Here is a 12,513-nt window from a genome sequence, read left to right as displayed (position 1 = left end):
TTACCGCACCGCACCCTTGGCCTCGGCCGCCTCGGCGGCTTCGGCAGCCGGCACCGCAGGGTCTTCGACCAGGCCCACCGAGGCGTCGGCCGCGGTCACGATGCCGGCGCGGGCCAGCGCGCGGATGACCAGCACCCGCAGTTGCCGACCAGCCTCGAACTGCTTGCCGGGCAGCGTGCGGGCCACCAGCCGCAGCGTGACCGTGTCCAGCTCGATGCTCTCCACGCCCATCACGGTGGGTGAATCCAGTAGCAACTCCCCCAGCACCGTATCGTCGCGTGCGTGCTCGCACTCCTGGTGCAAGACCTCGTTGACCCGGTTCAGGTCGGCGTTGGTCGAGACCGGGATATCCACCACCGCGCGGGCCCAGTCCTTGGAGAGGTTGACCGATTTGACGATCTGACCATTGGGGACGGTGAACACTTCGCCGTCCGCGGAGCGCAGCCTGGTCACCCGCAACGTCACGTTTTCGACGGTGCCGGTCGCATCGGTCGCCGACCCCGCGATGGTGAGCTTGACCAGGTCTCCGAAGCCGTATTGCCTCTCGACGATGATGAAGAAACCGGCCAGCAGGTCCCTGACCAGCTGCTGGGCACCGAAGCCCAGCGCCGCCCCCACCACCGTGGCCGGCGCGACCAGGCCGCCCACCGAAAATTGCAGAACGTCGGCGATTTGCATGACCACGACGATGCCGATGAGCACGATCGACACCCACGAGATCACCGACGCCACGGCCTGCCGGTGCTTGGTCGCCTCCGAGCGCACCAACGCGTCGCTTTCGGCGAAGCCGAGGTCGAGCTGCCGGGTCACCCGTTGGGCCACCCAGCTGACGAAGCGGGCCGCCAGCACCGCTGCGATCAGCAGCATGACGATGCGCAGGCCCCGGGTGATGATCCATTCGCCGATGTGACCGCGCCAGAAGTCGTGCCAGCGCTGGGCCACAGAAGCTGTGGCGAGGGCAAGAGCTGTGGTGTTAGTTGCTGTCATCTTTTCGGTTACGCCACCGGATTCCTGCTTCCAGAAACCCGTCGATGTCTCCGTCCAGGACGGCTGCCGGATTGCCTACCTCGTACTCGGTCCGTAGATCCTTGACCATCTGGTAGGGGTGCAAGACATAGGACCGCATCTGGTTACCCCAGGAACTGCCGCCCTCGCCCTTCAACGCATCCAGCTCAGCACGTTCTTCTAAACGCTTGCGTTCCAACAACTTTGCTTGAAGAACTCGCATCGCCGCCACTTTGTTCTGCAGTTGCGACTTCTCGTTCTGACAAGTCACCACAATACCCGTTGGGATGTGGGTTAAACGCACCGCGGAGTCTGTGGTGTTCACCGACTGGCCGCCGGGGCCGCTGGACCGGTAGACGTCGACCCGTACATCGCCCTCCAGGATGTCGATGTGGTCGGTGGTCTCTACCACCGGTAACACCTCGACTTCGGCGAACGACGTCTGGCGTCGGCTCTGGTTGTCGAACGGGCTGATCCGCACCAGCCGGTGGGTGCCCTGCTCGACCGACAACGTGCCATAGGCGAACGGCGCATGCACGGCGAAGGTGGCGCTTTTGATGCCGGCTTCTTCGGCGTAGGAGGTGTCGAAGACCTCGACCGGATACTTGTGTTGCTCGGCCCAGCGGATGTACATCCGCATCAGCATTTCGGCCCAGTCGGCCGCATCCACCCCGCCCGCGCCGGAACGGATCGTGACCAGCGCCTCACGCTCGTCGTATTCGCCCGACAGCAGGGTGCGCACCTCGGTGGCCTCGATCTCGGCGCGCAGCGTCTTGAGTTCGGCGTCGGCCTCGGCCAGAGCTTCGGCGGCGGCTTCCCCCTCTTCCTCGGCCGCGAGCTCGTAGAGCACCGGCAGGTCGTCGAGGCGGCTACGCAGCTGCTCGACCCGGCGCAGTTCCCCCTGGGCGTGCGACAACTCGCTGGTCACGCGCTGCGCCCGGGCCTGGTCGTCCCACAACTTGGGGTCGGACGCCTCGTGCTCGAGCTTGTCGATCTTGGCCCGCAAAGCATCGACGTCGAGCACCCGCTCCACCGTGGTCAGGGTGGAGTCAAGGGCGGCTATCTCGGCTCGGCGGTCGGCTTGACGGTCGGGTTCCACAGCCGACCACGTTACCGGGAGTTACCGTGGTCAGCGTCTAGCATCATGGGACCAGTGCATCGCGCGACTGCGGCACATCCCATTCCGGGCATTTCCGGGCACGAACAGAAAGCTCGAGCATGCGGCCACACCACCGTCCCTACCACGTCGCCATCGTCGGCTCCGGGCCGTCGGGGTTCTTCGCCGCGGCATCGCTGCTGAAGGCCGCCGACGGCTCCGACCACATCGACGTGGCCGTCGACATGCTGGAGATGTTGCCGACGCCCTGGGGACTTGTCCGCTCCGGTGTCGCCCCCGACCACCCCAAGATCAAGTCGATCAGCAAAACCTTCGAGAAGACGGCCGAAGATCCCCGCTTCCGCTTCTTCGGCAACATAGTGGTGGGCAAACACGTATCCCCCGCCGAACTCGCCGAGCGATACGACGCGGTGGTCTATGCCGTCGGGGCGCAGTCCGACAAGCCGCTGAACATTCCCGGGGAGGATTTGCCGGGCAGCATCGCCGCCGTCGATTTCGTGGGCTGGTACAACGCACATCCCAACTTCGAACATGCCGCACCGGATCTGTCGGGCGCCCGGGCTGTGGTGGTCGGCAACGGCAACGTCGCGATCGACGTCGCGCGCATCCTGGTCACCGACCCCGAGGTGCTGGCGTGCACCGATATCGCCGATCACGCGCTGGAGTCGCTGCGCCCCTGCGGCGTTCGGGAAGTGGTGCTCGTCGGCCGGCGCGGTCCGCTGCAGGCGGCGTTCACTACGCTCGAATTGCGGGAACTGGGCGAGCTGGAAGGGGTCGACGTGGTGGTCGACCCGGCCCAACTTCAGGGCGTCAGCGACGAGGACGCCGCGGCGGCCGGTAAAACGGCCAAGCAGAACATCAAGGTGCTGCGCGACTATGCCCAGCGCCCACCGCGGCCCGGCCACCGCAAGATTGTGTTCCGGTTCATGACCTCCCCGATCGAGATCAAAGGCGACGGCAAGGTGGAGCAGATCGTGCTCGGACGCAACGAACTGGTCGCCGACGAGAGCGGGTGGGTATCGGCCAGGGACACCGGCGAGCGCGAGGAGTTGCCGGTGCAGCTAGTGGTGCGTTCGGTCGGCTACCGCGGGGTGCCGACGCCCGGACTGCCGTTCGACGAGAAACGCGGGACCATTCCCAACACCGCCGGCCGGGTGGAAGGCAGCCGCAATGAATATGTGGTGGGGTGGATCAAACGCGGCCCGACCGGCGTGATCGGCACCAACAAGAAGGATTCCCAGGACACCGTCGACACCCTGATGGCCGACTTGGCGGCCACCGAAGCGCTCGCGGAATTCCCACCCGACCATGGCGAGCAGCTGGCCGCCTGGCTGGCATCCCGACAACCTCAGCTGGTCACGACGGCGCAGTGGAAAATCATCGACCACTTCGAACGGGCGGCCGGGGAGCCGCACGGGCGTCCGCGCGTCAAGCTGCCCAATGTCGCCGAGTTGCTGCGGGTGGGCCACCGCTGATCAGGGGTCGACAAGCACACCTGGGTTGAGGATTCCGGCCGGGTCGAGCGCGGACTTCGCCGCGCGCAGGGCCGCCGCGAACGGGTCGGGGCGCTGCCGGTCGTACCACGGGCGGTGGTCGCGGCCGACGGCGTGGTGGTGGGTGATGGTGCCGCCGGCTGTGCTGATCGCCTCGGACACGGCGGCTTTGATGTCGTCCCATTGCGCGTCCAGCGAACCCCAGCGTCCGCCCGCGTAGATGCCGTAGTACGGGGCCGGGCCGTCGGGGTAGACATGGGTGAATCGGCAGGTCACCAGGCCGGTTCCGCAGACGTGTTCGATCGCGGTCCGGGCGGCGTCGGTCACCGCGGCGTGCAGGGCGTCGAATCCGGCCCAAGTGCAAGCGGTTTCGAACGTCTCGGCGATTACGCCGCGGCGGGCCAACGCATCTCGCTGGTAGGGCATCCGCAGGAACGCCGAACGCCAGTTTTGGGAGGCATCGTTTTCCGTTGTGCCGGTAGTTGTTTCGCGGCCACGCCGCGCGGTGACGCTGCCGCCGTGGTCAGCGGCGATCTCCACGGCCCGTTGCAGCCACGCGTCGACGGGGTGGTCTGCCGATTCGAAAGCCAGCACCAGCAGCCCGCCGCCGACCGTGGTGCCGGCATTCAGGAATGCCTCGGCCGGGTCCAGGAGCCGGCAGTTCGCCGGGTAGAGGCCGGCTTGTGCGATCGTGCGGGTTGCCGTAACCGCGGCGGCCCAGTCGTCGAAGGCGACCGACGCGGTGAGCTGCCAACACGGCCGGTCCTGTAACCGCATCCAGGCCTCGGTGATGATGCCGAGGATGCCCTCCGAACCAAGGAATAGCCGGTCCGGGGACGGTCCGGCACCGGACCCGGGCAGCCGCCGCGACTCGCTGATTCCGGCCGGGGTGACGACGCGCATCGACTCGGTCAGGTCGTCGATGTGGGTGTACAGGGTGGCGAAGTGTCCGCCGGAGCGGGTGGCCAGCCAGCCGCCGAGGCTCGAGAAACCGAAGGACTGCGGGAAATGGCGCAGCGTGAGATTGTTTGGGCGAAGCTGGTTTTCGATCGACGGCCCGAACGCGCCCGCCTGGATGCGCGCGACCCGGCTGACCCGGTCGATGTCGAGCACTGCGTCCAACGCGCCGATGTCGACCGTGACCGCCGGCTCGTCGAAGCGCGGCTCCACTCCCCCGACCACCGAGCTGCCGCCGCCGTAGGGAATGACGGCGACGTGCCCGCGCGTACCCCAATCCAGCACGTCGACAACGTCCTGTTCGCTGCGCGGCCGCACGATCAGGTCCGGAAAATGGTCGAGGCGACCCTGCAGGTTGCGCGCGACGTCGCGAAACGCCTTGCCGCGCGCATGCCCGGCACGATCGAGAGGGTCGGCCGAACACAGCCCGGCCAGCGATGCCGGTGGGGTGATCCGCGGGGGCGCCAACCCGAGTGCCGGCGGATCCGGGGGTTGGTGGTCGGTCAGGTCATGGCCGGGCAGCAGCGCCGCGACGCGCGACACCAATGCCTGCGTCTCCCGGTGTGACAGCGCGTCCTCGACGTCACCCCAACCCCACCACGAACGCATGCTCTGTGGTCAGCGTTTGACGACGACGACGGCTCCGCCCACCACCAGCAGCACCAGCGCCGCAGCGATGGCCCAGCCGGCGCCCGCCAGCCACCAGATGGCGGCCAGCAATGCCAGCACCGGTGACAACGCGAACAGCACCATCCCGGGGTGCTGTTTGATCACGGCGAGCGCGCTTGTCGCCCGGACCCGATCGATTTCCTTGCCTGCCATGCGTTCAGCATGCCATGACAGCGGCCCGGTCAACCTCATTCTTCGTCTTCCCCGTCACACAGGAGCCTTTCTGGGTGGTACAACGAATTGGTTCGCGGTTGGCCGTGCTCGAGATGGGCCGGTGGTATCCATTCGGTGTCGCCGCGGGCGTTTTTGCGGGTGGTCCAGCCGCTGTCGAGGAGTTTGTGGTGGGGTCCGCAGGCCAGGGTGAGTTGGTCGATATCGGTGCGGTGCGTGGTCGCCCACTCCCGCACGTGGTGGACCTCGCAGCGATAACCCGGTACGTCGCAGCCGGGTGCGCTGCAGCCACGATCCTTGGCGTACAAGACAATTCGCTGCCCCGGCGACGCGAGGCGTTTGGCGTGGTACAGCGCCAGGGGTTTGCCGTTGTCGAAGATCGCCAGGTAATGAATCGCCTGGCGGGCCAAGCGGATCACATCCGACATGGGCAACAGGGTGCCACCGCCGGTGAGCGCCCTACCTGTGGCGGCTTCGAGGTCGTTGAGCGTGGTGGTCACGATGATGCTGGCGGGAAGGCCGTTGTGCTGGCCGAGCTCGCCGCTGGCCAGCAAGCCGCGCAGGCCGGCCAGCAGGCCATCGTGGTTGCGCTGGCCTTCCGAGCGGGTGTCACGCTGCGCGGCTTCCTCAGGTGCCGGGCCGTCCACCACCGGGCTGTCGTCGTGCGGGTTGCACATGCCCGGAGCGGCCAGCTTGGCCAACACCGCGTCCAGGCTGGCGCGCGCTTCCGGGGTCAGCCAGCCGCTGATGCGCGACATCCCGTCAAGGCCCTGCTTGCCCAGGCTCAGGCCGCGTCGCCGTGCCCTGTCCTCATCGGTGAAAGTGCCGTCGGGGTTGAGGCAGTCCATCAGCCGCTGCGCCAGCTTGGCCAATTGGTCGGGACTAAACCGGGTGGCCAGCCGGGCCAGATGGGCCTCGGCCTTCTCCCGCGTCTCGAGGTCCACACCGGCGGGCAGCTGGCGAAAGAAGTCGCGGATCACCCGCAGCTGGGCCGCGCCGATGCGCCCGTCCCGTTGCGCGGCAGCGGTGGCGCTGAGCTGCGGCGCCAACGGCTCACCGGTCAACGCGCGGCGCTCACCGAGCTCGGTCGCCTCCGCCACCCGCCGGCTGGCCTCCGCCCGCGTGATCCGCAACCGGGTGGCCAACGCCGAAGGCAACCTACCACCCAGCTCCTCCTCGCTGGACTGCTCGGCAATCTGGTTGATCAGCGAGTGTTCGATGCTGGGCAGCTGACGCCGCGTCGTCTCACAGTGCTCCAGCAAGACCAGCCGCTCAGCAGTGGTCAACGCGTCGAAGGAGAGCTCGAGCAACTGCGTCATTGCCGCCTTGAGCGCAGCGAAGGCCGAGATGACATCTTCCCGATTAGTCGAACGCATGTTCGAACACTATCGCCGGCCACCGACATTGATGGTGTCGAACCGACGGGGACCGTCCCTGGCTTGATCTGCCGGGAGGCCGGTAGCGCCGACCCAAGGGAAGAGGAGCTTGGCAGTTCTGTCATCTGTGATTGTCTGCACGTCCTGTTGGCTGTCGCCGCGCACGTCACGTCACGGCGTGAGCAAGACCTTTACCTGCTCACCGGACCGGGCCCCGGCCAGCGCGTAGCCCGTGACCGCTTCGTCCAACGGCATTCTGGTGGTGAAGATGCCGTCGACGTCGAGCCGGCGGGATGCCAGCAGCGGAATCAATTCCGGCCAGGTGCGCTGCACCGGCGCGGTGGTCATCCGCAGCGTGATACTGCGTAACAGGCAGGGCAGGGCGGGGCAGGGGAAACGGCTGCAGATCATGTAGCCCAACAACGGAGACGGTGCCGGCGGGCCGGACCGCGTCGATCGCGTCGGTCAGCGATGCGTCCGTGCCGACGGCGTCGATCACCGCATCCGCGCCGCGACCGCCCGTCGCGGCGATGATGGCCTCGGCTGCCGGCGCCACGATGGGCGTCGCACCCCACGCCGCTGCGCGCTGCAATCGCCCCCCGACCCGGTCGACAGCGAAAACCGTTGCGGCGCCTTGGGCCAACGCGCTGCGCAGCGCGCAGAGTCCGACGGCTCCCAGGCCTATCACCGCGACCGTGCCGCCGAATGGAATGTCGGCTCGCCGAGCCGCAGCCCACCCCGTAGCGAGGTTGTCGGTGAGAAGCAGGGCCTGCTCGGTGGATATTTCGTCGGGGATCTTGAGCAGTTGGAAGTCGGCGGCGGGCACGGCGAGCAGATCGGCTTGCGCGCCGCCGAGCACGCCGGAGCCGAAGATCTGCAATCCGGCCGAGCAGGTGACCGGGTCGCGGGTGGCACAGCCCAGGCGGGCACCGCAGCCGGCCACCGAAGACACCATGACCCGGTCGCCAACCTCGACGGTGCGTACGTGCGGTCCGGCGTCGACGACGGTGCCGACCGCTTCATGGCCGAGGGCCACCGACCCCGGTATCGGGATATCACCTTCGTAGAAATGCAGATCGGATCCGCAGATACCCGCAGCGGTCACCGCGACGATCGCTCCCTCGGGTCCGGTCAGGGCCGGATCGGGACGGGTCTCGACCCGAATGCTGCGCGGCCCGTCGACGACTACCGTACGCACCGGGATGCTCGCAGGATGCCGCGTAGGGAATCCGGGTCGTTGTGGCGAAAGGTCATGACACGCGCGCCGGCCCAACGGGCACCGGCAACGACGCTGGCATGAATGAGCGAGTCGCAGATGGCTGCGTCACCCTCACCCAACAGGTATCCAAGGACTCCGGCATTGGTAAGGAATCCGCTGGTTGCGATGATGGCCGCCTCGACGTCATAGATTCGGGCCAGCCGCTGTTCGAGGCGCGGACAAAGCTCGATCTCGCCTGAGGTGATACGGCTGTTCGACGCCGAGGCGCCGTATTGCGCTACCGCATCCTGTACGGCGCGAACCACTTTCGGGTGATGCGCCAGACCCAGATAGTTCTAGCCGGCGACGTTGGTCAGCTCCCCGTCCCGCGTTTGCAGGACGGGGCTGTTATAGCCCTTGCGCTCGAGAAACAGCGGACTCGGCATTCCGGTCAGCTCCCGGATTGCGCACCTGCGCGCGTTCAGTTCGCAGGCCGCCGCCACATTACGCCGCCGCCCTGTCGAAGGTCGACGGTGTCTTGGATGTGTCGGCACCGCAGGGCACCTATATCGACGGCAGAGCCGTCGGACCCCCTGACGCGCCGACGGGCGTTTCCGGCGGAAGCGCCTTCCTCACCGTGAACAGTAAGGCGCCGCAGTACTCTCACGCCTCCGACGGCCGGCTCGACGCGTTGCACGCGGTCACACCACCCCAGGCCCGCACGGTCGAATTCGGCGGTTTGGCCCAGACCAACCGCGACAGTGTGGCCGCCATCCGGGCCCGAATACCGTGGGTGTTGGGTTTCATCGCCGCGGTGACGTTCACCCTGTTGTTCTTGCTGACCGGCAGCATCGTGTTGCCGGTCAAGGCAGTGATTCTCAACTTCATGTCGCTGACGGCCGTGTTCGGCGCGCTGGTCTGGGTCTTCCAAGACGGACACCTCGGTGGCTTGGGTACGACCTCCACCGGAACGTTGGTCGCCAACCTGGCGGTGTTGCTGTTCTGCATCGCGTTCGGTTTGTCTATGGACTACGAAGTCTTCCTGATCGCGAGAATCCGCGAGTATTGGTGCATGTTGAAGCGGGAGGTGTCGGCCATGACGCCGGCCCCACGACGAGCCGCCAATGACGAAAGTGTCACCCGCGGCCTGGCACACACCGGCCGGGTGATCACCGCCGCAGCGTTGATCATGGCGATCAGCTTTGCGGCACTGACTTCTGCCGACGTCTCGTTCATGCGGATGTTCGGTCTGGGGCTCACGATAGCGGTGCTGGTCGACCGCCACCGTGGTGCGGATGATCCTGGTTCCGGCGTTCATGTACCTCATGGGCCAGTGGAATTGGTGGGCACCCGCGCCGTTGGCGCACCTGCATGGGCGCATCGGCATCGACGAATCCGCAGGCCTGCCTTGACCGCTCGGTCAGCGACGGATTCTGCGCGTCTGTCGAGCCACTAGTCCCGCTGGAAACCCGCAACCCGCGACCCGTCCGACGACACCAGCGCCACCAAACGACCCACCGATTACCGTGAAACCACAGTGACACTAGACATTTGCCGAAATGACGAATGACCCTATCAACCACAGACAATGGCCCGTAACGTCCACGGTGTGGACATCGAGGTGCTCGCGAACGCAGTCTTGCTGGCCTGCCGCGCCCCGTCCGTGCACAACAGTCAACCGTGGCGATGGGTCGTAGAGCACAATGCCAACGTCTGCACCGCCCACCTGTTCGTCGATCGCCACCGAATCGTACGGGCCACAGATCATTCCGGTCGTGAAGCACTTATCAGCTGCGGCGCGGCACTCGATCACCTGTGCGTCGCGATGACCGCGGTGCGGTGGCAGCCGAGCATCACTCGCTTCCCCACCCCGAGCCGCCCCGACCACCTGGCCACAATCGAATTTCGCCTCACCGATCACGTCACCGCGGCCCAGCGACAGCGGGCCGAGGCGATTCTGCAGCGCCGAACCGATCGGCTTCCGTTCGACCGCCCCAGTTACTGGGACCTTTTCGAGCCGGTCCTGCGCGGCGCCGTCGACGACGACGACATCGCGATGCTGGATGTCCTCGCCGATGAGCAACGACCACTACTGGTGCAGGCGTCACAGTACAGCGAAGCGCTGCGTCGTGACGATCCGTCTTATCATGCCGAACTCGACTGGTGGACTTCGCCGTTCGTATTGGCCGAGGGTGTGCCGCCGAGCGCGCTGGCATCCGACACCGAACGCCTCCGAGTCGACGTCGGCAGGGATTTCCCAGTACGAAGCCACCAGCAGCGCCGCCCGCAGATCACGGCCGACTGGTCGAAAATCCTGGTGCTGTCCACACCTGAAGACACTCGGTTGGACGTATTACGGTGCGGAGAAGCGCTGTCAACCGTCCTGCTCGAATGCACCATGGCCGGTATGGCGACCTGCACGCTGTCCCATCTCATCGAGTCGAGCGAAAGCCGCGACATCGTCCGCGGCCTGATCGGCCACCGCGGCGAGCCGCAAGTCCTGGTACGCGTGGGGATCACGCCACCGATCGATGACGCTCCCCCGCCCACACCGCGGCGGCCGCTGAACACCGTCCTTGAAATTCGCGAAAAGCCCGAGAAAGGTTGAGCCGATGCCCGACGAGCCAGTTACCTTCCTATCAGACGACGAGAGTTGGAAACTCCTGAGCAGCGCCGCGCTCGGCCGACTGGTGACAAGCATCGCCGGTGAGCCCGAGATCTTCCCGGTCAACTATGTCGTGCAGGACCGCACCGTGCTCTTCCGCACGGCCGAGGGCGCGAAATTGTTTCTCGCCGTGACGAATAGCCCAGTCGCATTCGAGGCCGACGATCACAATGCGGTGGAAGGCTGGAGTGTCATCGTCAAAGGCCATGCACAGGTTCTGCGCACCGACGCAGAGATCCTGAAAGCCGAGCAGGCCCAACTGCGACCATGGGTCGCGACGTTGAAGCTGCACTACGTGCGGGTTATCCCGTCCGAAATCACCGGCCGGCGTTTCTTGTTCGGTCCGGAGCCGGACCGCGCCGAGACGTTTGCGTAACGACCGGTCACCGGTCGACGAATGCTTAGAACATATACGGTCACACGACCAGGGACAACCGTCCCTTGCTACGGCGGGCCTTGCGCCGCTTGCTGATTGCCACCAGCCGTGCCACCGCGGCTTCGATTCCCCGCGCCAGTTGATCGACGTCGGTCAGCGCGTCGTAGTCGGTGAGAATGCCGAAGTACAGGTCGTCGGCGTAGCTGAGCATCGCAACACCGGTTCGCAGGTGCATCGCCAGCGGCGGGACCGGGAAGACCGCGACCACCCTTTTGCCCAAGACCTTCAGCGGGTAACGCGGCCCGGGCACATTCGTCGCCACCGTCACGATCCCACGTTGAGGCAACCGCATCAGCAGGCCGACCGCCCGGGCCGTCATCGCGAACGGAATGCGATTCGCAAGCGACATGAACACGTTTCCGGCTTGCGGCTGACCGCTGCTCTTGGCGTGGCTCAACCGTTCATGCACGCTTCGCAGCCGCTGCACCGGGTCCTCTTCCTCCACGGGAAGATTCGGAAGCATCGCCGATACGCGATTGTCAATCTCGCCGAAGGCGTCCGTCGACCGGACCGAAACCGGCACCAAGGTCCGCAACGAACCCGGGCGGGGCCGCTGCCGACGCGCCACCAGGACGTTACGGTAGCTCTCGGTCATCGCTGCCAGGGCAACGTCGTTGATGGTGACACCGAACGTCTGACACACCACATCGAGGTCGGCCAGCGAGACCCGCGCCCCGCCGAACCGGCGCAAGTCGCTCAGCGGCCCGTTCAGCGTCGACTCGGCGGGGGTCAACAGACCGGCGAGCAGTTCGCCTGCGCCCTGGACGACGCGGACGATACCTGACGTGATTGCGCCGGGGGCAGTCCATAGGCCGCTCAGCAGGCTCAGCGGATTCGATGCGCCCAGCTCTGGTTTCGGCGCGGCGTGAGTCCGGTCCGCGAAACTGTCCCGAGCGACATGACCGCTTGGGTCGCACAATCCGGCCAGGATGTGGGAGGCCGCGATTCCGTCGGCCATGCAGTGGTGGACCTTGGTCAGCATCGCCCACCTGTCGTCGGTGAGACCTTCGATCACCCACAGCTCCCACAGCGGGCGGTCGCGATCCAAACGCCGCGCCATCACGTCGGCGACCAGCCGGTACAGCTGGCGGTCGTCGCCCGGATGGGGCAGCGCAACCCGCCGCACGTGCCGGTCGATGTCGAAGTCCGGGTCGTCCACCCACTCGGGAGCGCCCAGGTCCAACGGGTGCAGCCGTAACCGTTGCCCGAACCGCGGACAGGCGCGAATGCGCTCGGCGAACAGCGACACCAGCACATCCTGGTCAGGAGCGGAGCCTTCGATGACCGCGAGGCCACCGATGGCCAGACTGACGCGCGGATCAACGTCTTCGGCCTTGAGAAACCCGGCATCCAGCATCGTCAGGTGGGTCATCATCAGTGTCTTTTTCCCAGTTATCTGCAACTCTCGGTACCACTATGCCTCGCG

The 12,513-nt window shown here is 66.4% G+C and carries 10 protein-coding genes and 2 pseudogenes; 4 read left to right on the top strand and 8 right to left on the bottom strand.

Annotation, left to right across the window (positions count from 1 at the left end):
• Positions 1 to 987, bottom strand: coding sequence for a mechanosensitive ion channel family protein (locus tag EET10_RS07565; RefSeq protein WP_051490576.1), 987 nt, complete (start codon positions 985 to 987; stop codon positions 1 to 3).
• Positions 974 to 2,104, bottom strand: a complete 1,131-nt coding sequence (gene prfB / locus EET10_RS07560; RefSeq protein ID WP_036404106.1) for a peptide chain release factor 2 — start codon at positions 2,102 to 2,104, stop codon at positions 974 to 976. Before prfB ends, EET10_RS07565 begins: the two co-directional genes overlap by 14 nt.
• Before the next feature lie 119 nt (positions 2,105 to 2,223).
• On the opposite strand from prfB, the gene EET10_RS07555 reads away from it, so the two are divergent.
• Positions 2,224 to 3,597, top strand: a complete 1,374-nt coding sequence (locus EET10_RS07555) for an FAD-dependent oxidoreductase (RefSeq protein ID WP_036404107.1) — start codon at positions 2,224 to 2,226, stop codon at positions 3,595 to 3,597.
• Here EET10_RS07555 and EET10_RS07550 read toward each other — a convergent pair whose 3' ends face one another.
• The 5 genes and pseudogenes from EET10_RS07550 to EET10_RS07530 all read right to left on the bottom strand — a co-directional run bounded on the left by EET10_RS07550 (position 3,598) and on the right by EET10_RS07530 (position 8,312).
• On the bottom strand, positions 3,598 to 5,181 hold the full coding sequence (locus EET10_RS07550; RefSeq protein WP_036404109.1) for an FAD-binding oxidoreductase: 1,584 nt from the start codon (positions 5,179 to 5,181) through the stop codon (positions 3,598 to 3,600). It abuts the gene before it with no gap.
• A gap of 9 nt (positions 5,182 to 5,190) precedes the next feature.
• Positions 5,191 to 5,394, bottom strand: coding sequence for a hypothetical protein (locus EET10_RS29970; RefSeq protein ID WP_036404111.1), 204 nt, complete (start codon positions 5,392 to 5,394; stop codon positions 5,191 to 5,193).
• A gap of 35 nt (positions 5,395 to 5,429) precedes the next feature.
• The gene (locus EET10_RS07540) at positions 5,430 to 6,788 is read right to left on the bottom strand and encodes an HNH endonuclease signature motif containing protein (protein WP_036404113.1); all 1,359 of its coding nucleotides are present in this window, start codon (positions 6,786 to 6,788) and stop codon (positions 5,430 to 5,432) included.
• Between the two features lie 171 nt (positions 6,789 to 6,959).
• Positions 6,960 to 7,986, bottom strand: a pseudogene (locus tag EET10_RS07535) (zinc-binding dehydrogenase).
• Positions 7,974 to 8,312, bottom strand: a complete 339-nt coding sequence (locus EET10_RS07530; RefSeq protein ID WP_167480144.1) for an aminotransferase class I/II-fold pyridoxal phosphate-dependent enzyme — start codon at positions 8,310 to 8,312, stop codon at positions 7,974 to 7,976. The pseudogene EET10_RS07535 and the gene EET10_RS07530 overlap by 13 nt, the downstream one beginning before the upstream one ends.
• A gap of 179 nt (positions 8,313 to 8,491) precedes the next feature.
• Between EET10_RS07530 and EET10_RS07525 the strand changes: the two are divergent.
• The 3 genes and pseudogenes from EET10_RS07525 to EET10_RS07515 all read left to right on the top strand — a co-directional run.
• A pseudogene (locus EET10_RS07525) lies at positions 8,492 to 9,398 on the top strand (MMPL family transporter); the annotation flags it as partial.
• 176 nt (positions 9,399 to 9,574) lie between these two features.
• Positions 9,575 to 10,594: an Acg family FMN-binding oxidoreductase gene (locus EET10_RS07520; protein ID WP_122502021.1), complete on the top strand. Its 1,020-nt coding sequence runs from the start codon at positions 9,575 to 9,577 to the stop codon at positions 10,592 to 10,594.
• 4 nt (positions 10,595 to 10,598) lie between these two features.
• Positions 10,599 to 11,027, top strand: coding sequence for a pyridoxamine 5'-phosphate oxidase family protein (locus tag EET10_RS07515; protein ID WP_122502020.1), 429 nt, complete (start codon positions 10,599 to 10,601; stop codon positions 11,025 to 11,027).
• Positions 11,028 to 11,067: 40 nt separating this feature from the next.
• On the opposite strand, the gene EET10_RS07510 is transcribed toward EET10_RS07515, so the two are convergent.
• Positions 11,068 to 12,459 carry a WS/DGAT/MGAT family O-acyltransferase gene (locus EET10_RS07510; protein WP_036404121.1) on the bottom strand — a complete coding sequence of 464 codons (1,392 nt, stop codon included), beginning with the start codon at positions 12,457 to 12,459 and terminating at the stop codon, positions 11,068 to 11,070.
• Between the last annotated feature and the right edge of the window lie 54 nt (positions 12,460 to 12,513).

The organism is Mycobacterium pseudokansasii (assembly GCF_900566075.1).
Classification (GTDB): domain Bacteria; phylum Actinomycetota; class Actinomycetes; order Mycobacteriales; family Mycobacteriaceae; genus Mycobacterium; species Mycobacterium pseudokansasii.
The sequence above is the reverse complement of the archived record's forward strand: the minus strand, read 5'-3'. Positions and strand labels throughout refer to the sequence as shown.

What these genes read in the sequence shown, in the direction of transcription:
- EET10_RS07565 (WP_051490576.1), bottom strand. Translation starts at nt 987, where the DNA reads ATGACAGCAACTAACACCACAGCTCTTGCCCTCGCCACAGCTTCTGTG.
- EET10_RS07555 (WP_036404107.1), top strand. Translation starts at nt 2,224, where the DNA reads ATGCGGCCACACCACCGTCCCTACCACGTCGCCATCGTCGGCTCCGGG.
- EET10_RS07550 (WP_036404109.1), bottom strand. Translation starts at nt 5,181, where the DNA reads ATGCGTTCGTGGTGGGGTTGGGGTGACGTCGAGGACGCGCTGTCACAC.
- EET10_RS29970 (WP_036404111.1), bottom strand. Translation starts at nt 5,394, where the DNA reads ATGGCAGGCAAGGAAATCGATCGGGTCCGGGCGACAAGCGCGCTCGCC.
- EET10_RS07540 (WP_036404113.1), bottom strand. Translation starts at nt 6,788, where the DNA reads ATGCGTTCGACTAATCGGGAAGATGTCATCTCGGCCTTCGCTGCGCTC.
- EET10_RS07520 (WP_122502021.1), top strand. Translation starts at nt 9,575, where the DNA reads ATGGCCCGTAACGTCCACGGTGTGGACATCGAGGTGCTCGCGAACGCA.
- EET10_RS07515 (WP_122502020.1), top strand. Translation starts at nt 10,599, where the DNA reads ATGCCCGACGAGCCAGTTACCTTCCTATCAGACGACGAGAGTTGGAAA.
- EET10_RS07510 (WP_036404121.1), bottom strand. Translation starts at nt 12,459, where the DNA reads ATGACCCACCTGACGATGCTGGATGCCGGGTTTCTCAAGGCCGAAGAC.